Here is a 25,781-nt window from a genome sequence, read left to right as displayed (position 1 = left end):
TTTCGAATGATTAAATTTTTTGTTTTTTATAAAGGTTTTTTACTATTTTGTGAACAATCAAGGTAGAATCAAATTGCAAACAGTGGTAAAATATCGTTGGAAGCGTTTTTATTACATAATTTTGGACACAGCGTTCGAAAGTTATTTCAAGATAGTGAATCAATCACTTGATTATTTAAGTTGGGGGTAATATTCAAATGTTTCAAAATAGTATGAAACAACGAATGAATTGGGAAGATTTTTACGGTCCGAACCTCGGCTATGCGCTGGAGCTTTACGATCAGTATACCCAGGATCCGAACAGCATTGACCCGGATTTGAAGGAAATGTTCGACGAGCTCGGTGCTCCGCCAAGCGATATAAAAGAGGCCTCGGGAACAAAAGAAAAGGGACGTGTTACAGCCGATCTGATTCAAAAGATCGCATCCGCAGTCAGACTTGCAGAAGATATCCGAACCTATGGCCATTTGAACGCTTCCGTCAATCCGCTCAGAAAGGATGAGAAAAAGAGCGAACTTTTTCCATTATCCGATTACGGGCTAACAGAAGAGGAAATAAAAGCAATACCTGCGTCTGTCATCTGCAAAGACGCTCCTAAAAACATTTCGAACGGTTTAGAAGCCATTCAGTATTTACGAAATACGTATAAAAGAACGATCTCATTTGAATTTGACCATGTGCATGACTTCAAAGAGCGCGAGTGGCTGACAAGAAAGATTGAATCTGGCGAGCTGTTCCAGAAGAACTCAGCTGAAAAGCTGTCAGCTGTGCTGGAAAGATTGACAGAAGTAGAGGGCTTTGAGCAGTTTTTGCACCGCACATTCGTCGGGCAGAAGCGCTTTTCCATTGAGGGTCTGGACGCTCTTGTTCCAGTGCTTGATGACATTATTGCACAATCTGTCAAATCAGGCACGACAAGTGTCAACATCGGGATGGCGCACAGGGGACGCCTGAATGTCTTGGCACATGTGCTCGGCAAACCGTATGAAATCATCTTCTCTGAATTCCAGCATGCGCCGAACAAAGATCTTGTACCGTCTGAGGGATCCATTGGAATCAGCTACGGATGGACAGGGGATGTCAAATACCATTTGGGGGCGAATCGGGAGCTTCAAGACGCTGAAACAAAATCAGCGCGCATTACGTTAGCGAACAACCCGAGCCACTTGGAATTTATCAATCCGATTGTTGAAGGCAGCACAAGAGCGGCACAGGAAACGCGAACACAAAGCGGATACCCGGTACAAGATGAAACAAAATCGCTGGCCATTTTAATCCATGGAGATGCTGCATTCCCTGGGGAAGGAATTGTAGCTGAAACATTGAATTTAAGCTCTTTAAAAGGGTATCAAGTAGGCGGTGCGATTCATATTATCGCCAATAACATGATCGGATTCACAACAGAAAGCGCTGAATCCAGATCGACAAAATATGCCAGTGACCTGGCCAAGGGTTATGAAATTCCGATTGTTCACGTGAATGCGGACGATCCTGAAGCTTGTCTCTCAGCTGTTAAGTTTGCAGTCGAATACCGAAAAACATTCAACAAGGATTTTCTGATTGATTTGATCGGGTACAGACGCTATGGACACAACGAAATGGATGAACCGTCAACCACTCAGCCAATGCTGTATGATGCTGTCAGAAAGCATCCGACAGTCAAACAAATTTTCGCTGAAAAGCTGGTAAAAGAAGGCGTGCTTACCGAGGAAGTCGTTCAAAACATCGAAAAATCGGTAACGAAGCGCATTGAGGATGCATATCAGAAAGTTCCGTCTAAAAAGGAACACACTGCCTGTGAAATTGAACTTCCAGAGCCTGTATCAAACGGTTTCCCAGATGTGGACACTTCGATTGATTTTGATGTGCTCCGCAAGCTGAATGGCGAATTGATCAACTGGCCGGAGTCATTTAATGTTTTCGGCAAGCTAAAACGCATTTTAGAAAGACGCGCCAAGGCGTTCGATGATGACAGAAAAGTGGAATGGTCTTTGGCAGAATCACTCGCGTTTGCTTCAATTTTGAAAGACGGAACACCGATTCGTTTAACAGGACAGGATTCCGAGCGCGGAACGTTCGCCCAAAGAAACCTTGTGCTTCATGACAGTGAGACGGGCAAAGAATTTGTGCCGCTTCATCACTTATCTGACTGCAGCACATCATTTGCTGTTCATAACAGCCCGCTGTCTGAAGGATCGGTTCTCGGTTTTGAATACGGCTATAACGTGCATTCACCGGAAACGCTTGTTTTGTGGGAAGCACAGTACGGAGATTTTGCCAACGCTGCTCAAGTGTATTTTGACCAATTTATTTCTGCCGGACGCGCGAAATGGGGCCAAAAATCCGGATTAGTCATGCTGCTCCCGCACGGTTACGAGGGACAGGGGCCTGAGCACTCAAGCGGAAGAATCGAGCGATTCCTGCAGCTTGCAGCGGAAAACAACTGGACGGTTGCCAACCTGACAAGCGCGGCACAGTATTTCCATATTTTAAGAAGACAGGCTAAAATGCTGCTTCGTGAAGAAATCAGACCGCTCGTCATTATGACGCCGAAGAGCCTTCTTCGCAACCCAAATACGGTGTCGGAAGTGCAGGAGCTCAGCGAAAGCCGCTTCCAGCCTGTTTATGAACAGTCGGGACTTTCTCATGACTATGAAAAAGTAACCAGACTTGTCTTATCCAGCGGTAAAGTGTCTATAGACATCAGTGATCATTTTAATAAGTTAGAAGACGGTAAAGAGTGGCTTCACATTGCGAGAATCGAACAGCTGTATCCATTCCCGGCAAAAGGAGTCAAAGAATTATTTGCAAAACTTCCGAACCTGAAAGAAATCGTTTGGGTGCAGGAAGAGCCGCAGAACATGGGGGCTTGGGGTTATATCAGCCCGTATTTGACAGAGATTGCACCAGAGGGAGTAAGCGTTCAATATATTGGACGAAGAAGACGATCCAGCCCTGCAGAGGGAGATCCGACAGTTCATAAAAAAGAACAGGAACGTATTGTATCTGATAGCTTGACTCGCAAAAACTAAGGGGGAAATGAAAAAATGGCGGAAATTAAGGTACCTGAATTAGCAGAATCAATCTCAGAAGGAACAATAGCCCAATGGTTAAAGCAGCCTGGTGACTATGTAGAACAGGGTGAATATCTGCTTGAACTAGAAACGGATAAAGTGAATGTTGAATTGACAGCAGAAGAATCGGGTGTACTTCAAGAGGTATTGAAAGATTCGGGTGATACCGTCCAGGTCGGAGAAATTATCGGTACGATTTCAGAAGGCGCGGGTGAAAGTTCTGCCCCTGCTCCTACAGAGAAAGCAGAAAGCAAGGAAAGCGTAAAAGAAGAGAAACAGGCTGAACCAGCTGCACAAGAGGTGAGCGAGGAAGCACAATCTGAAGCAAAATCAAGAACAATTGCTTCTCCGTCGGCCCGTAAGCTGGCGAGAGAAAAAGGAATTGACCTGTCTCAAGTTCCAACTGGAGATCCGCTTGGAAGAGTGCGCAAGCAGGATGTCGAAGCGTACGAAAAACCGGCATCAAAACCAGCTCCTCAGCAAAAGCAGCAGCCTCAGGCTCAAAAAGCACAGCAAAGCTTTGAAAAACCTGTTGAAGTGCAAAAAATGTCACGCCGCAGACAAACGATTGCAAAACGCCTTGTAGAGGTGCAGCAAACATCGGCGATGCTGACTACATTTAATGAAGTGGACATGACGGCTGTTATGAATCTCAGAAAACGCCGCAAAGATCAATTCTTTGAGCAAAATGAAGTGAAGCTCGGCTTTATGTCTTTCTTCACGAAAGCGGTCGTGGCTGCATTGAAAAAATATCCGCTGTTGAATGCAGAAATTCAAGGCGATGAGTTGATCGTTAAAAAATTCTACGATATCGGAATCGCTGTTGCTGCTGATGAAGGCCTTGTCGTTCCGGTTGTGCGGGATGCGGATCGCCTGACATTTGCAGGAATCGAAAAAGAGATCGGCGAGCTTGCGAAAAAAGCAAGAAACAATAAATTAACCCTTAGCGAGCTTCAGGGGGGCTCCTTCACGATTACAAACGGAGGGACTTTCGGTTCATTGATGTCAACTCCAATTTTAAACAGCCCGCAAGTCGGTATACTGGGCATGCATAAGATTCAGCTGCGCCCTGTAGCCATTGATGAAGAGCGTTTCGAAAACCGTCCGATGATGTATATCGCTTTATCTTATGATCACCGAATTGTAGACGGTAAAGAAGCGGTTGGTTTCCTCGTGACAATCAAAAATTTACTGGAAGATCCTGAACAGCTTTTATTAGAAGGATAATAAAAAAGGGTACATCACGATAAAGTGATGTACCTTTTTTGATGCATATTTAAAGTGATAGATTGCTGCTTTTGGATCTAGCTTGTTTCTTTTTCACTTTTTTTGACCAATATGTTGCAAGCATAGAACCTGAAAGGTTATGCCACACACTGAATATTGCGCTTGGTACGGCAGATAGCGGTGAGAAATGAGCCGTGGCAAGTGCAGCCCCAAGCCCGGAGTTTTGCATGCCGACTTCGATTGCAATCGCTTTTTGAGACGGGTAATCCATTTTTAAAAGCTTTGCACAAAGAAACCCCAGTAAATAACCGATACCGTTATGCAGGATAACAACTGAAAAAATGAGCAACCCCGATTGAAGCAGATTTTCCCGATTGCCGCTGACGACAGCTGAGACAATCGCAACGATGCCAATGACAGAAACAAGCGGAAGGGCATGTACGGCTTTTGCCACTTGTTTTTTGAAAAACATTTTGACAATCAGACCTGCAATGATCGGAAATAAAACCGCCTGTAAGATTGAGATAAACAAAGACCCCGGCGAGACAGGAAGCCATTCTTTGGCAAACAGCATAATCAACAACGGTGTTACAACAGGTGCCAATAAGGTAGAAATTGTCGTAACCGCAACAGAAAGGGCAGTATTTCCTTTTGCTAAGAATGTCATAACATTAGATGCAGTTCCCCCGGGACAGCAGCCGACAAGAATAACACCAACTGCGATTTCAGCTGGAAGATGAAGCCCAAATGCGAGGCCGAAAGCAACGAGCGGCATGATCGTATACTGAGCTATTACTCCAATAATAACTTGCCAAGGCTTTCTGACCAGCTCTTTGAAATCATCGGCTTGCAGTGTAAGGCCCATCCCAAACATGATAATGCCAAGAAAAATCGTAATATAAGAACTGATCCACGTAAATAAAGATGGGAAAGAAAATCCCAGCACTGCAAAAACAATGACCCATATGCCAAAGGTTTGTCCTGCAAAATGACTTATTTTTCTAATGATGTCCATAAAAACACTCCTAACACACTTATCAAGAACTTCAGCAGAAATTCTTACAAATTTCATAACATTCTCTTATTATAAATAATTTTCTGAATAATTCAATATTAGTTTTTGGCAGATGTCTATAGATATATGATGTAAACTAATTAAAATGTTCTTGACTATATAGGAAGATATTCTTACAATGAACCTTTATAATGGTTAGATCAAATAGGAGTGATACGGTGAAGGAAGCAAATCAATGGTCTTCGAAGCTCGGCTTTATTTTAGCCGCGGCAGGATCAGCTATCGGGCTTGGTGCGATATGGAAATTCCCATATGTTGCCGGAACCAGCGGAGGAGGCGCATTTTTACTTATTTTTATTTTATTTACGGTTTTAATCGGACTGCCTTTATTGTTAGGTGAATTCATCATAGGCAGAAGAACACAGAAAGATGCCGTTCAGTCCTATAAAACACTTGCTCCAGGAACGAAGTGGCATTGGATCGGTTATTTAGGCATGGTGACGTGCTTTATTCTTCTATCTTTCTACAGTGTCGTAGGCGGATGGATTTTAATTTATATTATAAAAGGCTTCACTGGCGGTTTATCGCAAACATCTGGTTTTGATACGATATTTGCAAGTACCATTTCAAATCCTTATTTGGCTGTAGGAGGCCAGCTGCTCTTTATGGTGGTAACAATTTTAGTTGTTGCAAAAGGGGTAAGCAGCGGAATTGAAAAAGCAAGCCAAGTATTAATGCCGGCGCTTTTTCTATTATTCATCATTTTAATGGTGCGTTCGGTTACACTTGATGGCGCGATGGAAGGAATCAAATTTTTCCTCATGCCTGATTTAACTGCAATTGATGCCAATACCATTTTATATGCAATGGGACAATCCTTTTTCTTATTAAGTGTCGGTGTATCTGTCATGGTAACGTATAGCGCTTATTTAGAGAAACAGGAAAATCTGGTACAGTCCGCTGTATCTGTAACTGTTATGAACATGCTTGTTGCTGTAATGGCCGGAATTGCGATTTTTCCAGCTGTCTTTTCATTCGGCCTCAAGCCAGACCAAGGCCCGGTTCTGTTATTTAACGTTCTGCCGACTGTGTTTAATCAAATGCCGTTCGGAATTATCTTTTTATTAGCATTTTTACTTCTATTTTTATTTGCTGCATTGACATCTGCTTTTTCAATGCTGGAAATTTTGGTCGCAGTACTGTCGAAAGGCGATATCAATAAGAGAAAACGATTCGCTTGGTTAGGCGGTATTGCTATTTTTATTGTCGGTGTGCCGTCTGCATTATCATACGGTGTCTTAAGTGACGTCACTATATTTCATCTGTCTATTTTTGATGCGGCTGACTATCTTGTGAGCAATATTTTAATGCCGTTAGGTGCGTTACTGATTTCGATTTTTGTTCCGCTAAAAATACCGAAACAGGATTTGTTTGACGAGCTGAAAAGCGGTTCCAATCTCAAACGAAAGTGGTTTGCGGTTTGGCTGCTGCTCATTCGATATTTATCTCCTGTTGCCATCATCATCGTGTTTTTGCATGTGATAGGCATTTTTTAATACACGAAGCCCCCGAGGAAAGGGGGCTTTTTTTAATAGAGCTTCCAAACGACTTCTTTTGCCTGCTCAAAACGTTTTTCAGCCTCGCGCCAATCCACGACATTCCACCAGTGATCGACATAGCTGGCCCGGTCATTTTTGTATTGCAAATAGTAGGCATGCTCCCATACGTCAAGCGGTAAAAGGGGGATCACATCCCATTGGCTAAAGAGCTGGTGTTTTTCTGCCGTTAAAATCTCCAGCCGTCCTGATCGAGGTGCCCAGACCAGAATGGCCCAGCCGACGCCTTCCACTTTTTTAGCGGCCTGGGTAAAATGTTCTTTAAAAGCGGAATAGCTTCCAAATGAAAGGTCTATCATTTGGAACAATGCCCCTGTAGGACGCCGTTTTCCGTTTGGATGCATAGAAAACCAAAAAATACTGTGCAAATAATGGCCTGCTCCATGGAACGCAAGCTCTCTTTCCCAATGAGTGATTAAGTCATAATTCTTTGTTGCTCTCACTTTTTTAAGCTCTGATTCTGCTTTGTTCAGGCCATCGACATAGCTTTGATGATGTTTTGTATGATGAAGGACCATAATATCGCGTGAAATATAAGGTTCTAAGGCGGAGTATTTGTAAGGAAGCTTTGGCAGCACGTGTTTCCCTATAGGGACATATGCGCGTCTTTCACTTGTATCATCTGATTCTGTAATATCCCGGTAAAGGGCAGCGGCCTGTTTATACCAATCTTCTTCTGTTGTTTGGTCATCTTCCAGAGCCTCAATCATCTTGTCGATTTGATCTTCAAACTGGTCAAGCTGTCCTCGCTTTTGAATCTGATCTTTCAGGGCTTCACACCAATTGAACATCTCCGTTTGATAAGATTCACGTTTCATTTGCTGTCTCCTTTTCAATAGAATCTAAATATTTCCCGACAGCCAGCAAAGAGAATACATATGGATAACTGTGATAGCGAATATAAAATTGCTTCGGCAATCCGATCCCTGCTGGATACGCGAGGCTATCGGCGCTATGCGAACTGCTGTCGGTAAGGTATTGCATGCCTTTCACAACTGACGGATGTTCGGAATTTTCATATGTGAGCAAAGCGTCTAAAGCCCAGGCCGTTTGTACAATGGTTCCTCTATGAAGCGGTACATATGTTTTGATTTCGGCGCTTTTGCAGGATTCTCCCCAGCTTCCGTCATCATTTTGTATGGATTTGAGCCAACGCAGAGCCTTTTGTATACCGGGATGCTTTCGGTCAACCCCGCATGCATGCATACCAGTAAGAGCAGCCCAAGTGCCGTAAATGTAGCAAACACCCCATCTGCCGTACCAAGACCCATTTTGTTCCTGATGTTCGAAAAGCCACTTCACTGCGCGTTGAATATGTTGATGTTTTTCTGTGAAGCCAACTTTCTCGCCTAAAAAGTGCAGTACACGTCCGGTGAGGTCGGCGGTTGAAGGGTCAACTGCAGCGTCCTCGGCGGATTCAAGCGGCAGAAGGCGGATCAGTGGGTGGTTCACGTTTTTTTCGAAAGCAGAAAATCCGCCGTCATTGTTTTGCATCGATAAAAGCCAAGATACCCCTCGCTCCCATGCTGCAGGAGAATGATTGCGGGGAATCGCTTTTAAAACAGCTGCAGTGTCGTCACAGTCAGGGTTATTTGTATTAATGTTTGAAAACCCCCAGCCGCCAGGAACTGAATTTGGATTTTTGACAGACCAATCTGCTATTTTGGTATGCTGGCGTTCTAGCAAAAAGTCGGCTGCTTTTGTAACAGAGCCATCCGTTTCGGTCACACCATTTTTTTGAAGGGCATAGCTGATTAGAGCTGTATCCCAAACAGTTGATGTAGAGTTTTCCAGATAAGGAATCCCGTTGCATTTAGTCACCAGTGATTTAATGCCGGTAATCGCCCTCCTGATAACAGGGGAATAGCGTGACACACCAAGTGACAGAAGGCTGTAAACCATAAATATGGTTGCGCTCGCATAGCTGTATAATGTTCCATCTTTTTCAATCCGGTCCAGCATATACGTTTTAGCTGTCTGTAGGCCCAGCTGCTGAAAAGCAAATGGTGCATGAAAAACGCGTTTCCAATGTGACAAAATAGACGTGAGATCTCTTTCTTCGAAAGCATCAGACCGAAGCCAAGTGAAAGGATTTTTTGTCATGTGCGGATCGAGATGGTGAAGAGATGAAATATTGCGGTTAATAAGGACGAATCGCTGATTGAGTGTTACAGCCATAGGAGCAAAATGAATACGGGCATATGAGCTGAACTGATAGAAATGAATCGGCAATGTTGGGGGGAGCGCCATGAGTGATAATGGTAAATACAAAGCAGGCCAAGGATAAAGCCCGTTCGCGGCAAGCATCCATTTTGTCATAAAATGAACATGTCTTAAACCGCCATGTGAGATGATAAATTGTTCAGCTTTCTTCATGTGCGGCTCAGATCTGTGAAAACATCCTGAAGCCAGCATCCCGACATATCCTTGGACGGTAGCCGTTAGATTTCCGCGCGTTTCATCGGGATAGTTGATAAATGTGCCGTCTGGCTGCTGTTTTGCATGAATGCCGGCTGCAAGGGATGATATCAGTTCTTTTTCATTTTCGCCTTCATCTAGTGAGGTAAGGAGCAAAATAAAAAAGGAATTTGTCAAGATTGGTCCTTCAAAGCAAAATGTCCATGAACCATCAGCATTTTGCATGTCTCTTAACTCGGTAATGGTTTTCTTTTGAAAACGCCTCACTTTCTCCTGAAGTGTGCCCATCACGCTCAACTCCTTCAGAAGCATATATATTCAGCGTCTTTTACTGCCATTACAGAAAGAAAAAAACTGCTGGCATGCAGCAGTTTTTTAAAAATACATGTTAGTCTTCAAGGTTTATCCATACACTTTTGACTTCTGTGTAATTATCCAAGGCATATGATCCCATTTCTCGTCCGAGTCCTGACTGTTTATAACCGCCAAATGGAGACGCCGCGTCAAACACATTATAGCAGTTCACCCAAACGGTTCCGGCTTGAAGTCGGTCCGCGATATAGTGAGCCTGCTTGACGTTCTCTGTCCATAGTCCGGCCGCAAGCCCATATTCTGAATGGTTTGCCCGTTCAATAACTTCATCGACAGTTTCGTACGGAATTGCAGTCAGCACAGGTCCGAAAATTTCTTCTTTTGCGATGGTCATTTCGTCTTCAACATTCGCAAACACAGTCGGTGCGACAAAATATCCTGCTTCAAAAGGACAGCTTCCGCCGGTCACTGCTTTTGCTCCTTCATCTTTTCCTTTTTGAATATAGGAAAGAACGCGCTCATGCTGTTCCTTGCTTACGAGAGGCCCGATTTGAGTATCTTTATGAAGTCCCGCTCCTTGGCGGAGTGACTCAGCATAGGACGCCATTTCATCAACAACTTCATCATATTGGTCTTTATGAATGAAGACACGTGAGCCCGCACAGCAGACTTGGCCCTGGTTAAACATCACACCGTTTAAAGCGCCCGGGATGGCTTTTTTCAAATTCGCATCCGGCAGAAGAATATTAGGTGATTTTCCGCCCAGCTCCAATGTAACACGCTTAATGCTTTTCGCTGCGGTGGACATGATTTTCTTTCCGATTTCAGTGGAACCGGTAAAGGCAATTTTATCAACCGCTTCGTGGTTCGTCAGCGCTTCTCCCGCATCTTCACCGAATCCCGGGATGATGTTGATTACACCGGCAGGGAAACCGGCTTGGTCAATTAATTCTGCCAAATAAAGAGCTGAAAGCGGTGTTTGTTCAGCCGGTTTGAGGACGATTGTACAGCCTGTTGCAAGTGCCGCGCCCATTTTCCACATCGCCATCAGGAGCGGGAAATTCCATGGAATGATCTGGCCGACGACACCGACAGGCTCATGACGCGTATAATTAAAATAAGCGCCGGAAACCGGAATCGTCTGTCCTGTTATTTTTGTACACCAGCCGGCGTAATAGCGCATATGCTCAATAGCCAGCGGAATATCTCCATTAGTCGTTTCATTGATCGGTTTCCCATTATCAAGTGTTTCAAGCTGAGCAAGCTCAGTTTTATGCTCTTCCATTAAGTCCGCCAGCTTATACATCAGTCTGCTTCTCGAAGCTGGAGACATTGTTCTCCATTCACCTTGGTCAAAGGCTTTCCGGGCAGCTTTAACCGCTTTGTCCACATCCGCAGCCTGGGCTTCATACAGCGTCATCAAGGTTTCGCCGGTCGCCGGGTTTGGAGTGTCAAAGGTTGCCCCTGAGGCACTCGGAACAAACTTACCGTCAATATAAAGCTTCTTTGTTCCCTGTAAAAATGTCTCCAGCCTTTTCGTCACTTGCATCGTTAAAGAACTCATCCGTAACAAACCTCCAGTCATTTTTTATGGTCTGTTCTGAGATTCTTGGTGATAGCACATTGATTCCTGGAATGAATAGCAGAAATAAGCTGTGATAGTTACTTCAAACGTAAGCGTATACAAACATTCTATAATAGAAATCAAGGCAAAATCAATGAATAACCGATATTGCAATTTACAAAAGAAAAAAGCTACAATAAGCTTATAGATAAGAAAAGGAGATTTCATCATGATTCATAAAAATTGGCTTGAAAAAGAAACAATTAAAAAAGTAAAGTGTGTGCAGACAAACGCAAAAAAATATATCGTAAACCGCGTTTTAACGCCGGGAAAAGAATATGAAGTAAAAAATGAAACAGAGGAGTTTCTCTTTGTGGTCGACAATACGAATAAAGTCGGCGGCTATTATAAAGAATACTTCGAAGAGATGTAATGCTTCCTTGAATAATCAGGAATATTTTGTTAAAAGTGGTCGATCCACAAAACCGCAGCTCAGCTGCGGTTTTTTTGTGGTTAAAACAGGAAATATAAAACAAGAATAAAAAATCATTAAAAACCACTTTTTTATAAAAACATTGCTGAATATTGAAACTTTTTTCTCTATATGTGCGTATTACTTGATGACAACAGCTTAAAAGCCAAAAAACAAATCAAAAATTTGAAAAATGTAATCTGTTCGTAATGGTTTAAATGTCTTCTATGTCGTATTCTTATATAGGGATAAAGGACTTATTTTTATGTAGTGAATGATAAAACAAATAGATAAATGCAGAAAGAGGGGTTCTTCATTGGGTATTTTTTCTGTTAGCAGATCAACGGACGCAAAGAAGCTTGAGGCTTTGCTCGTTGAAGGGGAAAGAATAGAATCGATTTATAAGCTCCGAGTGGACCAAATTTGCTTTACAAATAAGCGGATCATTTTCTTTGACAATAAAATGTTTTCTAAAAAGAAGGTTCGTGTATTTCTTCCATATAAAACAATTGAAAGCTTTGCCATCCAAGAAGCGGGAATGTTTGATCCGGACACTGGGCTTTTATTGATGACAAGAAGCAAAACGTTCGAATTAGAATTTGCGAAAGACACCGATTTAAGCGAGGTTCAGGCGGTGCTGACAAAGCATTTGTGCAGCTGAATATTTGATGAGCCAGCCGTTCAAAAAATGGTTAGGCTTTTTTTTATATATAAAAACAAGAACAGGGCATGTGCGCCCTGTTCTTATTACTTATTACACCACACTGTTTTTCGCTGAGTTCGAATCAACAAGATCTGCATCTAATACATTTGAAATCGGTACGACAAGAGGAGTAAAGTCGCCATTTTCTTCTCCAAATCCTTGATTTATTTTAGCTGATAAAAAGTAATCGACCTGCTGATACGGACCGAGTGTTAAAGAGGAACCACGGTCCATTGTATTGATTTTAAATCCGCCGACATTCACGACGGAGGGAGAAAAGAACATCTCATTCACTTCCTTTTGATTGAGGAGTTAACCGCTTCACTTTCAAAAGAGGCCGGAGAATCAATTTGGTCTCTGTCATCCACATGGCTTCTCGTGCCCATAAATCCGCTCGCATCTCCAAAATTCTGTCCGTAGCCTTGATTTTTTTTATCTGAATTTTGCCATTCTGCCAATAAATTTTGTCCTACGTTAACCGCTGAAGCATTTTCAAAGGAATTAATTTTCAGCATGAAAATATTAATATTGATATACGGAGTTGGTTGAACCACAGGCAAACCTCCTTTCTATAGTTGTATGCTGGCGGTTATAAAGTATGTTAAGACAGGGGGCTTCAAATGGATTTCGAAAAGATGAAGCAGTGGATGGAATTCGCACAGCAGATGTACGGCGGTGACTTTTGGAAACAGGTATTTGATGAAGACCAAAAAACCCCTTTTATGACAAATGGCCAATCTCCGTTTCCGTTTGCGCAGCAAGATCAGCGAGGGAAAGGAGATACTTCATTTCCGAGCATGGATATTGTAGATACCGTTACGGAAGTACAATTTTTAATTTATCTTCCAGGCTACCGTAAACAAGACGTTCACATATTATCGTACGGAGATTATTTAGTGGTAAAGGGGCAGCGCTTTTCCTATTTTAATGAACAGGACTTTCGCCAAAAAGAAGGGAGATACGGAAGTTTTGAAAAGAAAATTCCGCTTTCCGATCATCTTCATGGAAAGATGAATGCCATTTTTAAAGACGGAATCCTATACATCACTATTCAAAAAGACGAAGGTCAAGCGAAAACCATTGTTATTGATGATTGATTTTCATACTGAGTGCATCTGCCCCATCACGATCAATTGATTCAATCGGAATGACCATGACAATAACATCTGCATTTTGTTCCCCAAAACCGTTATTTCTTTTGATAGAAGAGCGCCTGTTCCTTAACTCCGCAGAACCAAAGGTAAGGGATGAGCCGGTGCCTATCGAGTTAGTCTTGAGATGAGAAATATTGATGTTAGTCGGAAGCATGAAAACCTCTCCTTTCTATGGGATATACCTCATTATATATGTAGACGAAAGAGGAGTATGCAAAGGGTCGTGATGTCATGAAAAAAATGTTCCGGTCGCTGATCAGGCATTGCTTGAAACCAGAACTTGACAAACTGCGTGAATGTGAAGAAAGACTCTCAGTGATTGAGAAACAAAAACAAAGCAGCAAACAGGAGTCTGAAGAAACCTATATACATATTGAAACGCTGAATGTCGAAAAAATTGACTATCATCTTGAATTCGGCGAGCTGACCATTGATGAACTGAGCGGCAGATTAAATATAGGCGCAACCTATTATATACCGCCAGAAGAGAAGGACAAAAAGTGCCAACGAAAACCCGAAGCACCATCGACGCCAGCGGTCACGATCCGTTCAAAAAGGCAGTAGCTCATCTTTCCATCGATGTTCCCATGTTTGACAGAAGGCAAAACGGGAAACAGGATAGAAAGGAGAGGATATACATGGCACTGACAAAAGAACAAACACAGCATCTCTATCATAAATTGCTCGATATGCAAAAAGAATTGTCTGGCGAGAAAAAGGAAACAGAATCAATGATGGAAGAAGTGGGGGAGCTTTCCAATGGGGTTGACAACCATATGGCAGACCACGGGACGCTCGTCACAGACCGGATGACAGACCAAACAGTGAGAGAGATTGACCGGGAGCTGTTAGAGGAGGTCAACCGTGCATTACAAAAGATGAAAGACGGAACTTACGGCGTGTGTGAAAAAACCGGCCAAGAGATTCCTTACGAAAGACTTGAAGCTGTTCCTTATGCAAGAATGACAGTTGAGGCCCAAGCTGATGTGGAGGATGATCTGGAGACAGATGCTCCTTCTTATGAAAGAGAGTTTCATGAACGGGTAAAAGACTTATCCAACAAAGAAACAATTGATCAAAAAAGCTCGCAGACGTATGAAATCTTGGATCGTGAACAAGATTCGAAGTAAAAATGCCAAGCAAGTACACCGATATTAGATGTACTTGCTTTTTTTTTGAAAAAAAATCTCATATTCAAAATAAAGTGATTGACTTTGCGTAAAAAAGAAAGTAACATACTATTTGTAAGTAAATATAAAAAGTTTACCGGGAGGAATACAGATGTCTACAGTTTTATTTGTAAAATCAAGCGACCGTACAGCTGAAGAAGGCGTTTCAACTAAACTTTACGAAGCTTTCTTAGCTGCTTATAAAGAAAACAACCCTAATGATGAAGTGGTTGAATTAGATCTTCATAAGGAAAACCTTCCTTACCTTGGCAGAGATATGATTAACGGAACATTTAAAGCAGGTCAAGGAATGGAAATGACAGAAGATGAGAAAAAACAAGCAGCAATTGCTGACAAATATCTGAACCAGTTTGTAAAAGCTGACAAAGTTGTTTTCGCATTCCCGCTTTGGAACTTCACAGTGCCAGCAGTGCTTCATACTTATGTTGATTATCTGTCTCGCGCAGGCGTTACATTCAAATACACACAAGAAGGACCAGTCGGTTTAATGGGCGGCAAAAAAGTTGCGCTTCTTAACGCTCGCGGCGGTGTCTACTCAGAAGGACCAATGGCTGCACTTGAAATGTCATTAAACTTCATGAAAACAGTTCTTGGTTTCTGGGGTGTTCAAGACTTGCACACAGTTGTCATCGAAGGACATAACGCAGCACCTGATCAAGCGCAAGAAATCGTTGAAAAAGGTTTACAAGAAGCAAAAGATCTTGCTGCAAAATTCTAATAAAGCCAAGACTCCTATCGTTACAAATAGGAGTCTTTTTGTATATACACATTAATATAGAAGAAAATAATCATTCGCTTTTAGCGAAAAAGGCTGTTTTTTTTATTGTAATATATTTTTTGTTTGTCGAATTGTCAGGTATTTTGGAGAAAAAGCAGTTTTATTCACTGGAAAAAGTTTTTCTAAACAATTGTTCTGACCTCTTGATTAAAACCGCCTGATGGTGTACTATATTAAAGAAGCTACTTTGTGCGTATTGTTAATTAAGTTTTAACCTTTAAGCTGTAATAGGGAGTTTTATATCGAAGCCGGAATGTCATGCCTCCATTGCAGAGGACGACAGGAACGTTTCTGCAAACACCCACTTTGAGGAGTGGTGGTTTAAAACTTTCTTACTTGCATACGGCAAGACGTAGCGAAAGCCATTTCCTTTTCGGAAATGGCTTTTTATTTTATCTAAAAAGGTTTGGTATAGTGAATATTCCATTTTTGTGTGAATGAAATGAAGGCCGCTTTTTTATGATATGATGGGAGAAATTCAAGGAAAAGCGAGGTTTACACGTTATGTTACATAGAGCCCAATCCCTTCTGGCTCATTATTTTGGTTATGAGAAGTTTCGGAGCGGCCAAGATGAAGCGATCCGCTTGGTGACGGAAGCGAGGCAAAATACGGCCTGCATTATGCCGACGGGAGGCGGCAAATCGATTTGCTATCAAATTCCGGCATTAATGTTTGAAGGGACGACGATCGTCATATCACCGTTGATTTCCTTGATGAAGGATCAAGTTAATGCGTTAGAAGAAGCGGGGATTAACGCCGCCTACATTAACAGCACACAATCCAATCAGGAAATATATGAGAGGCTGAACGGACTCAAAGAAGGGGCTTATAAGCTTTTTTACATTACACCAGAGCGACTAACGTCCACAGAGTTTATCCGGATTTTGCAGGGCATAGATGTTCCTTTGGTCGCAATAGACGAGGCGCACTGTATTTCTCAATGGGGCCATGATTTCAGGCCAAGCTACAGGAATATTGAAATCTTGTTCCGTGAATTACACGACAAGCCAGTCATCATGGCGTTAACAGCAACAGCCACACCCGAGGTTCATGATGATATTTGCAAACAGCTGCATATTCAAAAAGAAAACACGGTATATACCGGATTTTCCCGAGAGAATTTAACCTTTAAAGTAGTAAAAGGAGAAAATAAAGATCGGTTTATAGACGAATATGTGCAAAACAACAGGCATGAAGCAGGAATTGTCTATACAGCGACCAGAAAAGAAGCTGATCGGATATATGAGAGATTGAAACGAAATCAGGTCAGGGCAGGCCGGTATCATGGAGGTTTGGCTGATGATGAGAGAAAAGAGCAGCAGGAAAGGTTTCTTAATGATGAGCTTCAAGTGATGGTGGCAACCTCTGCTTTTGGAATGGGTATTGATAAATCAAATATTAGATTTGTTCTGCATGCACAAATTCCGAAAGATATGGAAAGCTATTATCAAGAGGCAGGACGAGCTGGACGGGACGGCCTTGCCAGTGAATGTGTTCTCCTGTTTTCACCGCAGGATATTATGGTGCAGCGCTTCTTAATTGAGCAATCAGAACATGAAGAGAAACAAAAGCAGGATTTAAAAAAGCTGAGACAAATGGTCGACTACTGTCATACCGAAGATTGTCTGCAGCGTTTTATCCTTATGTATTTCGGAGAAAAGGAGCCTGATGCGTGCGGACAGTGCGGAAACTGTACCGATACAAGAGCGGCCCATGACGTGACGCGGGAGGCGCAAATGGTCTTATCTTGTATCATTCGCATGAAAGAACGGTTTGGCAAGACGATGGTTGCCCAGGTGCTTGCCGGCTCCAAAAATAAAAAAGTTCTTGAAAACGGCTTTTCAGACCTTTCAACATACGGGATATTAAAACACCAATCCGTTGGCGAAATCAGCGATTTTATCGAATTTCTTATTTCTGACGACTTCATCAGGATGTCAGACGGAACGTTTCCGACTCTTTTTGTCAGCAGTAAAGGAAGGAATGTGCTGAAAGGAGAATTATCAGTAGCGAGAAAAGAAGCGTTAAAAGCGGCAGCGATTACTGAAAATGACGAGCTATTTGAACGATTGCGCATGGTTCGGAAAGAAATTGCGGCTGAGCAGGGTGTTCCGCCATTTGTTGTTTTCTCTGACCAAACGTTAAAAGAAATGTCAGGAAAACAGCCCGTAAATGATGATGAACTTTTGTCTATAAAAGGAGTCGGAGAACAAAAAAGAGCAAAATACGGCCGGCTTTTTTTACAAGAAATACAAGCTTATGCAAGGATGACAGACTAAAAAAACAGAAAAACAATCTTTTTTTCTATAAAAAACACATTTTATTTTCTCTGTTTCGCCTCAAAATAAAAAGACCTGCGAAGCCTATTATATCAAGGGTTCAGCAAGTCTTTCCATCAGAGAGAAATCCTTCATGTAAAGGAACTGTAATCTAAATCATATCTTTTTGTTATTGATTTGACATTTACGTGTGTTACGATATCACCTGTTAGCCGCCAATAAAAAGCTAACAAGGGAGGATTTACTTATGAAGAAGACGATTATGTCCTTTGTGGCAGTTGCTGCACTTTCAACAACTGCATTCGGAGCTCACGCTTCTGCAAAAGAAATTACGGTGCAAAAGGGTGATACGCTCTGGGGAATCTCTCAGAAAAATGGAGTGAACCTAAAGGACTTAAAAGAATGGAACAAGTTAACTTCTGATAAAATCATTGCAGGAGAAAAACTGACCATTTCTTCAGAAGAAACAACCACTACTGGGCAATATACAATTAAAGCGGGAGATACGCTTTCTAAGATTGCTCAAAAATTCGGAACGTCAGTCAACAACCTTAAAGTTTGGAATAACTTAAGCTCTGACATGATCTATGCTGGATCAACTCTTTCAGTAAAAGGTCAGGCAACAGCAGCAAACACAGCTACTGAGAATGCGCAAACAAACGCACCTCAAGCTGCGCCAAAACAAGAGGCTGTGCAAAAGGAGCAACCTAAACAAGAAGCTGTACAACAGCAACCTAAACAAGAAACAAAAGCTGAGGCAGAAACTTCTGTTAACACAGAAGAGAAGGCTGTTCAATCAAATACAAATAATCAAGAAGCTTCAAAAGAACTAACAGTTACTGCTACTGCTTACACTGCTAACGACGGCGGCATTTCCGGCGTTACAGCTACAGGCATTGACTTAAATAAGAACCCGAACGCGAAAGTTATTGCGGTTGATCCTAATGTGATTCCGCTAGGTTCTAAAGTCTATGTTGAAGGCTACGGGGAAGCAACAGCAGGAGACACTGGCGGCGCTATTAAAGGAAATAAAATCGACGTATTTGTACCAAGTAAAAGTGATGCATCTAATTGGGGCGTCAAAACTGTAAATGTTAAAATCTTAAACTAATAATATAGATTGTGGTAAAAGACATGAGCTTTTGGCTTGTGTCTTTTTTTCGTTCTGCTTAGAGCTGTTTATATCATATGCTGATAAAAGAAAGTGGTCCCGTTTTTCTCTTTATGTGCGATTCAGGGGCTCTCGGGTTAAAAGATTGATTCCACATTACAGAGACATTCGGCATCATGACATTTATAGCTGGTTGTTACTATCTTTGATCAGCGAAACGAGCTGGTGTTGTATCTTTTTTGGCAGATAATAAGCAGTTGGATGTAGCAGATGCCATTGACGGATTCGGATTGATTTCAGACGGTTCTTTATTGTGTTATTAGGCTCTTGCAGTTGGGCATGGCAGCTTCGGGAGCGAAGTGGCACAACTTTGTCATACTGAAAATACAATATAATCAATATCAGAAATTCTGCTGATGTGCAATGGCCGACCATTTTAACAGGGATATCATTCAATCCAGTCTTTTATTGGGCTGTTAACCAAGCAATCGTTCAGCGGGCATAGGAGCGAGGATATGGAACAGTTTAATTCTTCTGGTTGCGGCGAGGTTCTCAAACGGGAATTTCAGGTTAAAAAAAGGATCCTGGCAGATGCCAAGATCCTTTTTTATTTAAACCAGCCTTTTTCCTTTGACCGGGTAATGGCTTCAATTCGATTTTTCACTTCAAGCTTTTCTAGAATCATTGAGATATAATTCCGCACCGTCCCGCTTTTGATGCTGAGTTCCTGAGCGATTTCTTTTGTGTTTTTACCGTCAGCCACAAGTTCAAGCACTTCTTTTTCTCTATCTGTAAGAGGGTTAGCTTCGCTGTATAAGTCCTCCATCAGCTCAGGTGCATAGATGCGTTTTCCGTTCATGACGCTACGGATGGCGTTGGCCAGCTCTTCACTCGGACTGTCTTTTAACAAATAGCCTTTAACGCCAGCTTTAATAGCTCTCTGAAAGTAACCGGGTCTGGCGAAGGTGGTTAAGATGATAATTTTGCAGCCTGTATCTTTTAGCTCCTCAGCAGCTTCAAGCCCTGTTTTTCCGGGCATTTCAATGTCCATAATACATACATCAGGCTGGCGTTTTTTGACAAAATCAACAGCATCTTGGCCGGTTGTACCTTTGCCTACGACTTCCATATCGTCTTCGAGGTTTAGAAGTGATCCTAAAGCGCCCAGCAGCATTTGCTGATCTTCTGCAATAAATATACTAATCATATAAGCCATCCTTTATGTTTATTTTGAATTATTAGGAATTGCCATGGTAAGCTTGGTTCCGTTTTCGGTATCGATGTGAAGGCTTCCGTTTGCAAATTCAAGCCGTTCTCTCATCCCGAGTAAGCCATGTCCTTTTGAAAAGGAATTTTCTTCTCCTTTGAATGTTCCATCGTCAGACACTGTTATCACAACTTCCTTCCAGAGCTGCTGAATGTCAACTCGGCAAGTTTTAGCCTGGCTGTGTTTGACGACATTTGTGACAGCTTCCTTTAAGCACATGCTCAAAATGTTTTCATTCAGCAATGAGATATTTTCGGGCCATTTCTCTTCTTCATAGATAAACATAATGTCAGCTGCTTCGAGAATTTGTTTGATGTTGATCAATTCATCCTTGAGCCGTATGCCCTTCATAGAGGAAACGATTTTTCTTACTTCATTTAAAGAAGTTCGCGCTGTTTGCTGAACACTTTTCAGTTCACGAGCTGCTTGTTCGGGATCTTTGTATATCAATTTTCTTGCTAAGTCGCTTTTTAAACCGATAAGAGAAAGCTTTTGCCCAAGCGTATCATGGAGATCGCGGGCAATTCGCTGACGTTCTTCTAATTTTACCAGTTCTGCAATCCGTTCATTTGCATCCTCGAGCTTTTCTTCAAGCCGTTCGCGCTCCTTGCGGCTTCTTATACTAAAGGGCAATAAAATTGCGCTGATGAGGGTTATGACGACAAAAGGAATTTGTGTCAGAAAGAATTCCTTCTTTAATACGAGACTGAAATTGGCTGCGACGGCTGCGCTTATTAAATGGACATAATATAAAATATGAAAAGGGACGCGTTCCTTAATGTTTCCTATAAAATACGCGATAAAAAAAGCAAAATAAATATAACTGAACAGAGTAATGGAGGCGGTTGAAATGCCAATTAATAAAAATCCCCACAAATAAATGGTCCAGCCTTTTGAGACAAAAGCAAATCGATATACCGAAAAAAATAAAAGCGTCAAAATGATGCCGACAATAATAACAAATGTAGATGATGATTTCCATATAAAGTAGAAGGGGAGGATGAAAAATATCGTCCATATATAGGGCGTAATCCCGTTTAGTTTTTGAAATGTAAAATGATTTTTAATCATGATCTTACCTCATTTTCAGCTTTTCATCTTACTTGTAACTTTATCATTGTGAAAGCCAGAATGCACCCTCCAACAATAAAAAGGAAGCCTTCTAGTATATTAGAAGACCTCCTTTATCATCAGGCATTCTTCCGCAGCTTCTGTTTTTCTGGTGAATCAGGCGGAAGGCTTACAGGTATATGTTTTATAGCCCGAAATGACACAAACTGTTTGTTATCTTCATCCCATAGACGGAACGCAAGTGATTGCAGGCTTGTTTTTAAGGTGATTGTCGGTACGTTTTTTAAAGGTTCGTGATGTTCATGAGCAACTTCAAGCTTATAGTTAGGCACCTTTGGACTCAAATGATGAACATGGTGGTAACCAATATTGCCTGTTAGCCATTGAAGCAGTTTCGGGAGTTTATAAAATGAACTGCCTTCAACAGCAGCCTGAACGTAGCTCCAGTTTTCATCCGCTTCAAAATAAGAATCTTCAAAGGTATGCTGCACATAAAACAGCCAAACACCGATTGAACCTGAAATCAGAAATATCGGGCCTTGCACCAGTAAAAACGATTGCCAGCCAAAGATCAGACAGCAAGCAGCAGCCAACGCGACAATTGCCAGATTCGTAAGGTATGTGTTTACACGTTCCTTGCGTCTTGCGCCTTTTTTGTTAAAACGGTTCGTGATCAGAAAAACATAAATCGGTCCGAGAATAAACATGATAAACGGGTTTCTATAAAGTCTGTATGCAAGCTTTGTTCGTCTGGATGCAGCTTTATATTCGTTTACTGTTAACATCCAGATGTCTCCTGTTCCGCGTTTATCCAGATTGCTGCTAGTCGCATGATGAATCGAATGGCTGTGCTGCCATTGAAGATACGGGAATAAAGTCAGGACACCTGTCAGAAAACCGAGAATGTGGTTATAGCGTTTTTGTTTGAAAAAAGATTGATGGCAGCAGTCATGGAAGATGATAAAAATTCTTGTCAGAAAACCTGCGGCAATCACCGTTAATGCTAACGTAAGAAGATAGGAGACATCGAGGCTGAGATAAGCAAGAAACCATAGGCCGAAGAATGGGATAAACGTGTTTAAAAGCTGAATCAGGCTGTTTTTTGTTTCAGGCTGAGCAAATGCAGCGACTTGCTTTGTCAGCTGTTTTTGTTTATGTGCAATGGTTTGTTCAGTCATAGTAAGTATCCTCTCATTGTGTGTCTCGGTTCAGTATACGCTAATGAGAGAAGTCTTTTGTAGTAGCACACATCATGCCTCCTATATGACATTTGTCATGTCTCGTGCGGCATGCATAACCGATTGCGCTAAAAAAGCTTGTAAAAAAATTTACAAGCTGATTAATGTTTATCAATCCATATTCGTGATGTACCCGAAATAGCTTCAATCCTGCATGTTCCTCCTATAGGGAACGTGGCAATTGGCGAGGTATGTCCGGCATTTATATTTGCGATGATCGGGATGCCGGATAATTCTTTTTTTGTTTCGATCATGGCTTTTACAAGATCCATTGATACGTTTGATGCTTTCTGAAATCTGCCGATCAAAATCGCCTTTACATGTGAAAAAGCGGGGAGGTGGATGAGTGATTGCAGATCGCGGTCAAACATGTGGATGTCTGACATATAATCATCTTCAATCAATAAAATAGTATGTTCTGTTTCAGGAAAATACTCCGTACCCTGCAGCAAATTAAGCGTGCATAAGTTTCCGCCAATTAAAGTGCCTTCCGCATAACCTTCTTGGATTACTACAGGGCCGTTATTAGGATAAAAACGCCTGTTTTCTTGATCCAAAAACCAGCGATCATCGCTCCACTCACTTGAAGGAAGAATTTCAAACGGGTCGTCCGAAGCGCAGCAAGAAAGAAAATACTCCTCTGTATAATCAAGCCCTTTTTTCATTGCAAATGTTGAAAAGAAGGGGCCTGAATACGTAACAAGACCCGTTTTTCGATAAATTGCGTTGCAAAGAGCGGTTATATCGGAATAGCCGCACAGAATTTTTGGATGTCGTTTGATTTTCTCGTAATCAAGATAACGCAGCAGCTGATTTGAATTAAACCCTCCGAGTGTCGTTAAAATCGCTTTGACGCCTGGATCAAAAAAGGCAGCGTGCAGATCATGGACTCTTGACTCGATAGAGGATGAATCAAATTCGTTACATTCATTTGCGTGTTCAGCGATGGTTACCCGATAACCTAAGCGTTCTAACGCCGTTTTTGCTTGGATTTTTGCTTCATTTGATAATATAGACATGCTGGTCGCGGGAGACACGATCCGGATTTCGTCTCCCTTTTTCAGTTTTGAGGCGTACATAGAACCCTCCATCAATGGTTTTATACCATTACAGCATATCTTGGCTCTTTCTTCCAGACTTTTTTACAAATCAACCCACTTAATGCTGCCGGATTGGGTATCATGATCGATACATACTTTGAATTGATGTTTTTCATAAAAGTGAATCAGCCGGTCTACATGATTCCAATCCCGTTTGGCGATGTCTCCGGTGACTTTCGGTATATTGTGGTCTCTTGCAATATCTTTTAAATATTTCATGCAAATGGAGCCAAACCCGTGATTCGGAGGGCCTTTTATATCCCCTATATGAATGGCATCGTTCTTGTAAGACGCTACAAGTGAAAAACAGCCTTTTCCTCGGTATGCCGTTTTACAATCAGTTAGCATAATTTTGCATGTTTGGCCATCATCAATCGAGGAAACAATCATCCACTCATCATGTTTCGATTGATCAATACCAAGCACTTTGGCATCTTTAGATAAATCCTTCATATTCTCCTGCATGCGATAAATTTGAAATTCTAAATCATTTAGTTCTTCTTCAAGCTCTTGACGATTTTTTTCTTTAATAGTAAACAAGATCAAACTCCTTTCAAAAATCAGCTTAGAAACACAGTTACCAATTGTATTAGAAGAGCGGCGTATTGTAAACAACAATTCCATTATTACTAGAAATTAGCGGAAAGTCAGGTTTGATCGTTTTTAAGAGAGGAAAAAGAAAACTAACCTGTGAAAAAGGAGGAATCGGAATGGCGATTGATTCATTGATTAACAAATTACAGTATGTCCAATTGGAACCGCCGGATAAAATTCTCTCTCTGTATCTCAATACAGACATGAGAGATCCAGAGCAGCAGGGGGGAGAATGGAAGATTGCCCTAAAGTCAGGATTCAGCCGATTAAAAGAGTATTTGGCAGCTAGTGATCCAGAGGAGGAAAAGTGTCTGGATGGAATCAGGGCTAAAATGAATCAATACTTGAATGCAATGGGAAAAGACATGCCCCGCAGTCTCGTGTTTTTTGTTTCCGACAGCGGCATATGGGAACCTATTAAGCTTCAAGTCCCTGTAGATACAAGATTTTACTGGGAAGAAACAGCTGTCCTGGATCAGCTAAAGGGTTTGCGCCAGGCATACCCAAGTACAGCGTTTATTTTAACTCAGCAGCATGAAGTGAAAATTATTGAAACCGTATTAGGAAAAATTGAGGCGGTGGAGCGTTATGAGTATGATATGATCAATGAGTCTTGGAAGAATAGCCATTCCGCTGTAGACAAAGCGCCACCATTTGAAGAGAACCGGATGAGGGAACATGTAACAGAGAACCAATCGAGACTGTATAAGCGGCTGGCTGCCAGCCTTGATCAAAAAGCTGCCGCGAAAAGATGGGAACGAATGGTTATTGCCGGGGATAAAGAAACGGCCGATATCTTGGATCAGCATATGAATAAACCCATTCATTCGAAAATTCAAAAGAACCTGCTGAATGAAAACGAACATAAGGTCATTGAACATTTGATAAAAGAGGCGTAAACCTAACAGGCCGGGGCTAATAGCCTCCGGCCTTTGAAGTGTGTCTAATTTCTGACGAAGCAATCGAAACCGTTGACATCTTCTTTGAATTTGCATACGATTTGGATAGCCAGTACAAATTAGGAGAGGTCACCAAATGAACCAAACAGAAAATAAACCGAAAAATTACACGGGGATTGTCCTTACGCTGACAGTTCTGATTAACGGTTTAATCGCAGTGCTGTTTTTTATGCCTAAATTAGATCAGTTCAGCCATGCGAATATTCACATTTTGCCAATGCTGAATGCGATATTCAACAGCTTTACGTTTATCTTCTTATTGGCCGCGCTGATTATGATTAAACAGAAAAATATCAAAGCTCACAAACGCTTTATTTTGGCCGCATTCACAACAACATTACTATTTTTGATTTGCTATGTGACGTACCACTCGATTGCGGAAAACACGCTCTATGGCGGAGAAGGTATTATGCGCCCGATTTATTTCTTTATTTTAATTACACATATCTGCCTTTCTGCAATTATTGTGCCGCTTGCGCTGTTTACGCTGATCAGAGGCTTCAGCATGCAGGTGGAGCGCCACAAAAAAATTGCGAGATGGACAATGCCTCTATGGCTGTATGTAAGCCTTACAGGCGTTATTGTATATTTGATGATTTCACCGTATTATTAAAAGCCATACTCAGTATGGCTTTTTT

General features: G+C 41.7%; 25 protein-coding genes and 1 other RNA gene. 14 read left to right on the top strand and 12 right to left on the bottom strand.

Annotated features, from left to right (window positions below):
• Nucleotides 1–197 precede the first annotated feature (197 nt).
• Both sucA and odhB read left to right on the top strand, forming a co-directional pair.
• Nucleotides 198–3,032 (top strand): 2-oxoglutarate dehydrogenase E1 component, encoded by a 2,835-nt coding sequence (sucA, locus tag KXZ66_RS11180; protein ID WP_049141172.1) that lies wholly within the window; start codon nt 198–200, stop codon nt 3,030–3,032.
• 15 nt (nt 3,033–3,047) lie between these two features.
• Complete coding sequence (gene odhB / locus KXZ66_RS11175) at nt 3,048–4,301, top strand: 2-oxoglutarate dehydrogenase complex dihydrolipoyllysine-residue succinyltransferase (RefSeq protein WP_014480026.1); 1,254 nt, start codon at nt 3,048–3,050, stop codon at nt 4,299–4,301.
• A gap of 49 nt (nt 4,302–4,350) precedes the next feature.
• On the opposite strand, the gene KXZ66_RS11170 is transcribed toward odhB, so the two are convergent.
• Complete coding sequence (locus tag KXZ66_RS11170; protein WP_021481467.1) at nt 4,351–5,316, bottom strand: bile acid:sodium symporter family transporter; 966 nt, start codon at nt 5,314–5,316, stop codon at nt 4,351–4,353.
• 218 nt (nt 5,317–5,534) lie between these two features.
• Between KXZ66_RS11170 and KXZ66_RS11165 the strand changes: the two genes are divergently transcribed.
• Nucleotides 5,535–6,872 carry a sodium-dependent transporter gene (locus tag KXZ66_RS11165; protein WP_004399312.1) on the top strand — a complete coding sequence of 446 codons (1,338 nt, stop codon included), beginning with the start codon at nt 5,535–5,537 and terminating at the stop codon, nt 6,870–6,872.
• A gap of 32 nt (nt 6,873–6,904) precedes the next feature.
• Here the strand turns inward: KXZ66_RS11165 and KXZ66_RS11160 are convergent, their stop codons facing one another.
• The 3 genes from KXZ66_RS11160 to dhaS all read right to left on the bottom strand — a co-directional run bounded on the left by KXZ66_RS11160 (nt 6,905) and on the right by dhaS (nt 11,226).
• Nucleotides 6,905–7,750, bottom strand: a complete 846-nt coding sequence (locus tag KXZ66_RS11160; RefSeq protein WP_049141171.1) for a superoxide dismutase — start codon at nt 7,748–7,750, stop codon at nt 6,905–6,907.
• Entirely contained in the window at nt 7,740–9,638 is a 1,899-nt protein-coding gene (gene sqhC, locus KXZ66_RS11155; protein WP_049141170.1) for a sporulenol synthase, read from the bottom strand. Before sqhC ends, KXZ66_RS11160 begins: the two co-directional genes overlap by 11 nt.
• 100 nt (nt 9,639–9,738) lie before the next feature.
• Nucleotides 9,739–11,226: an aldehyde dehydrogenase DhaS gene (dhaS, locus tag KXZ66_RS11150; RefSeq protein ID WP_015714095.1), complete on the bottom strand. Its 1,488-nt coding sequence runs from the start codon at nt 11,224–11,226 to the stop codon at nt 9,739–9,741.
• A gap of 229 nt (nt 11,227–11,455) precedes the next feature.
• On the opposite strand from dhaS, the gene KXZ66_RS11145 reads away from it, so the two are divergent.
• Together KXZ66_RS11145 and KXZ66_RS11140 are read left to right on the top strand one after the other, a co-directional pair.
• Nucleotides 11,456–11,659 (top strand): DUF6501 family protein, encoded by a 204-nt coding sequence (locus KXZ66_RS11145; RefSeq protein WP_003231245.1) that lies wholly within the window; start codon nt 11,456–11,458, stop codon nt 11,657–11,659.
• A gap of 355 nt (nt 11,660–12,014) precedes the next feature.
• Entirely contained in the window at nt 12,015–12,359 is a 345-nt protein-coding gene (locus tag KXZ66_RS11140; protein WP_003220141.1) for a PH domain-containing protein, read from the top strand.
• Between the two features lie 93 nt (nt 12,360–12,452).
• Here KXZ66_RS11140 and KXZ66_RS11135 read toward each other — a convergent pair whose 3' ends face one another.
• Entirely contained in the window at nt 12,453–12,686 is a 234-nt protein-coding gene (locus KXZ66_RS11135; protein ID WP_003231251.1) for a hypothetical protein, read from the bottom strand.
• Between the two features lie 5 nt (nt 12,687–12,691).
• The gene (locus KXZ66_RS11130) at nt 12,692–12,955 is read right to left on the bottom strand and encodes a hypothetical protein (RefSeq protein WP_004399338.1); all 264 of its coding nucleotides are present in this window, start codon (nt 12,953–12,955) and stop codon (nt 12,692–12,694) included.
• A gap of 66 nt (nt 12,956–13,021) precedes the next feature.
• Here KXZ66_RS11130 and yocM point away from each other — a divergent pair, with 66 nt between their 5' ends.
• On the top strand, nt 13,022–13,498 hold the full coding sequence (gene yocM / locus KXZ66_RS11125) for a salt stress-responsive protein YocM (RefSeq protein ID WP_049141169.1): 477 nt from the start codon (nt 13,022–13,024) through the stop codon (nt 13,496–13,498).
• Here the strand turns inward: yocM and KXZ66_RS11120 are convergent.
• Nucleotides 13,485–13,709, bottom strand: a complete 225-nt coding sequence (locus tag KXZ66_RS11120) for a hypothetical protein (RefSeq protein ID WP_219144544.1) — start codon at nt 13,707–13,709, stop codon at nt 13,485–13,487. The two genes, yocM and KXZ66_RS11120, sit on opposite strands and share 14 nt — an antisense overlap.
• Before the next feature lie 77 nt (nt 13,710–13,786).
• On the opposite strand from KXZ66_RS11120, the gene KXZ66_RS11115 reads away from it, so the two are divergent.
• The 6 genes from KXZ66_RS11115 to KXZ66_RS11090 all read left to right on the top strand — a co-directional run bounded on the left by KXZ66_RS11115 (nt 13,787) and on the right by KXZ66_RS11090 (nt 18,914).
• The gene (locus tag KXZ66_RS11115; protein WP_014480020.1) at nt 13,787–14,119 is read left to right on the top strand and encodes a hypothetical protein; all 333 of its coding nucleotides are present in this window, start codon (nt 13,787–13,789) and stop codon (nt 14,117–14,119) included.
• Nucleotides 14,120–14,193: 74 nt separating this feature from the next.
• The gene (locus KXZ66_RS11110) at nt 14,194–14,685 is read left to right on the top strand and encodes a TraR/DksA family transcriptional regulator (RefSeq protein ID WP_049141167.1); all 492 of its coding nucleotides are present in this window, start codon (nt 14,194–14,196) and stop codon (nt 14,683–14,685) included.
• Nucleotides 14,686–14,836: 151 nt separating this feature from the next.
• Nucleotides 14,837–15,463, top strand: coding sequence for an FMN-dependent NADH-azoreductase AzoJ (azoJ, locus tag KXZ66_RS11105; RefSeq protein WP_003231260.1), 627 nt, complete (start codon nt 14,837–14,839; stop codon nt 15,461–15,463).
• A 236-nt stretch (nt 15,464–15,699) separates the two neighbouring features.
• Nucleotides 15,700–15,886: non-coding RNA, 6S RNA (ssrS, locus tag KXZ66_RS11100), on the top strand.
• Nucleotides 15,887–16,027: 141 nt separating this feature from the next.
• The gene (gene recQ, locus KXZ66_RS11095) at nt 16,028–17,803 is read left to right on the top strand and encodes a DNA helicase RecQ (RefSeq protein WP_049141166.1); all 1,776 of its coding nucleotides are present in this window, start codon (nt 16,028–16,030) and stop codon (nt 17,801–17,803) included.
• 247 nt (nt 17,804–18,050) lie between these two features.
• Nucleotides 18,051–18,914 (top strand): LysM peptidoglycan-binding and 3D domain-containing protein, encoded by an 864-nt coding sequence (locus KXZ66_RS11090; protein ID WP_021481459.1) that lies wholly within the window; start codon nt 18,051–18,053, stop codon nt 18,912–18,914.
• Nucleotides 18,915–19,521: 607 nt separating this feature from the next.
• Here the strand turns inward: KXZ66_RS11090 and desR are convergent.
• The 5 genes from desR to KXZ66_RS11065 form a co-directional block, all read right to left on the bottom strand.
• Complete coding sequence (desR, locus tag KXZ66_RS11085; protein ID WP_004399356.1) at nt 19,522–20,121, bottom strand: two-component system response regulator DesR; 600 nt, start codon at nt 20,119–20,121, stop codon at nt 19,522–19,524.
• Between the two features lie 18 nt (nt 20,122–20,139).
• Entirely contained in the window at nt 20,140–21,252 is a 1,113-nt protein-coding gene (desK, locus tag KXZ66_RS11080) for a two-component sensor histidine kinase DesK (RefSeq protein WP_015251908.1), read from the bottom strand.
• A 119-nt stretch (nt 21,253–21,371) separates the two neighbouring features.
• Entirely contained in the window at nt 21,372–22,430 is a 1,059-nt protein-coding gene (gene desE, locus KXZ66_RS11075) for a Delta(5) desaturase DesA (RefSeq protein WP_004399588.1), read from the bottom strand.
• Between the two features lie 161 nt (nt 22,431–22,591).
• The gene (locus KXZ66_RS11070) at nt 22,592–23,569 is read right to left on the bottom strand and encodes a S66 family peptidase (RefSeq protein ID WP_072174096.1); all 978 of its coding nucleotides are present in this window, start codon (nt 23,567–23,569) and stop codon (nt 22,592–22,594) included.
• 63 nt (nt 23,570–23,632) lie between these two features.
• Nucleotides 23,633–24,130, bottom strand: a complete 498-nt coding sequence (locus tag KXZ66_RS11065; protein WP_038829952.1) for an N-acetyltransferase — start codon at nt 24,128–24,130, stop codon at nt 23,633–23,635.
• A gap of 170 nt (nt 24,131–24,300) precedes the next feature.
• Here KXZ66_RS11065 and KXZ66_RS11060 point away from each other — a divergent pair, with 170 nt between their 5' ends.
• Together KXZ66_RS11060 and KXZ66_RS11055 are read left to right on the top strand one after the other, a co-directional pair.
• A complete protein-coding gene (locus tag KXZ66_RS11060) occupies nt 24,301–25,083 on the top strand; it encodes a VLRF1 family aeRF1-type release factor (RefSeq protein ID WP_015251912.1) in 783 nt (260 codons plus the stop codon).
• Nucleotides 25,084–25,219: 136 nt separating this feature from the next.
• On the top strand, nt 25,220–25,756 hold the full coding sequence (locus KXZ66_RS11055) for a DUF420 domain-containing protein (protein WP_003231280.1): 537 nt from the start codon (nt 25,220–25,222) through the stop codon (nt 25,754–25,756).
• The last annotated feature ends 25 nt before the right edge of the window (nt 25,757–25,781 follow it).

Origin of the sequence: Bacillus sp. LJBS17, from assembly GCF_019334685.1 — a bacterium.
GTDB lineage: Bacteria > Bacillota > Bacilli > Bacillales > Bacillaceae > Bacillus > Bacillus subtilis.
The sequence above is the reverse complement of the archived record's forward strand: the minus strand, read 5'-3'. Positions and strand labels throughout refer to the sequence as shown.

Excerpts from the sequence above, each read along its gene's own strand:
- sucA (WP_049141172.1), top strand. The coding sequence starts at position 198 with ATGTTTCAAAATAGTATGAAACAACGAATGAATTGGGAAGATTTTTAC.
- odhB (WP_014480026.1), top strand. The coding sequence starts at position 3,048 with ATGGCGGAAATTAAGGTACCTGAATTAGCAGAATCAATCTCAGAAGGA.
- KXZ66_RS11170 (WP_021481467.1), bottom strand. The coding sequence starts at position 5,316 with ATGGACATCATTAGAAAAATAAGTCATTTTGCAGGACAAACCTTTGGC.
- KXZ66_RS11160 (WP_049141171.1), bottom strand. The coding sequence starts at position 7,750 with ATGAAACGTGAATCTTATCAAACGGAGATGTTCAATTGGTGTGAAGCC.
- sqhC (WP_049141170.1), bottom strand. The coding sequence starts at position 9,638 with ATGGGCACACTTCAGGAGAAAGTGAGGCGTTTTCAAAAGAAAACCATT.
- dhaS (WP_015714095.1), bottom strand. The coding sequence starts at position 11,226 with ATGAGTTCTTTAACGATGCAAGTGACGAAAAGGCTGGAGACATTTTTA.
- KXZ66_RS11145 (WP_003231245.1), top strand. The coding sequence starts at position 11,456 with ATGATTCATAAAAATTGGCTTGAAAAAGAAACAATTAAAAAAGTAAAG.
- KXZ66_RS11135 (WP_003231251.1), bottom strand. The coding sequence starts at position 12,686 with ATGTTCTTTTCTCCCTCCGTCGTGAATGTCGGCGGATTTAAAATCAAT.
- yocM (WP_049141169.1), top strand. The coding sequence starts at position 13,022 with ATGGATTTCGAAAAGATGAAGCAGTGGATGGAATTCGCACAGCAGATG.
- KXZ66_RS11120 (WP_219144544.1), bottom strand. The coding sequence starts at position 13,709 with ATGCTTCCGACTAACATCAATATTTCTCATCTCAAGACTAACTCGATA.
- KXZ66_RS11115 (WP_014480020.1), top strand. The coding sequence starts at position 13,787 with ATGAAAAAAATGTTCCGGTCGCTGATCAGGCATTGCTTGAAACCAGAA.
- KXZ66_RS11110 (WP_049141167.1), top strand. The coding sequence starts at position 14,194 with ATGGCACTGACAAAAGAACAAACACAGCATCTCTATCATAAATTGCTC.
- azoJ (WP_003231260.1), top strand. The coding sequence starts at position 14,837 with ATGTCTACAGTTTTATTTGTAAAATCAAGCGACCGTACAGCTGAAGAA.
- recQ (WP_049141166.1), top strand. The coding sequence starts at position 16,028 with ATGTTACATAGAGCCCAATCCCTTCTGGCTCATTATTTTGGTTATGAG.
- KXZ66_RS11090 (WP_021481459.1), top strand. The coding sequence starts at position 18,051 with ATGAAGAAGACGATTATGTCCTTTGTGGCAGTTGCTGCACTTTCAACA.
- desR (WP_004399356.1), bottom strand. The coding sequence starts at position 20,121 with ATGATTAGTATATTTATTGCAGAAGATCAGCAAATGCTGCTGGGCGCT.
- desK (WP_015251908.1), bottom strand. The coding sequence starts at position 21,252 with ATGATTAAAAATCATTTTACATTTCAAAAACTAAACGGGATTACGCCC.
- desE (WP_004399588.1), bottom strand. The coding sequence starts at position 22,430 with ATGACTGAACAAACCATTGCACATAAACAAAAACAGCTGACAAAGCAA.
- KXZ66_RS11070 (WP_072174096.1), bottom strand. The coding sequence starts at position 23,569 with ATGTACGCCTCAAAACTGAAAAAGGGAGACGAAATCCGGATCGTGTCT.
- KXZ66_RS11060 (WP_015251912.1), top strand. The coding sequence starts at position 24,301 with ATGGCGATTGATTCATTGATTAACAAATTACAGTATGTCCAATTGGAA.
- KXZ66_RS11055 (WP_003231280.1), top strand. The coding sequence starts at position 25,220 with ATGAACCAAACAGAAAATAAACCGAAAAATTACACGGGGATTGTCCTT.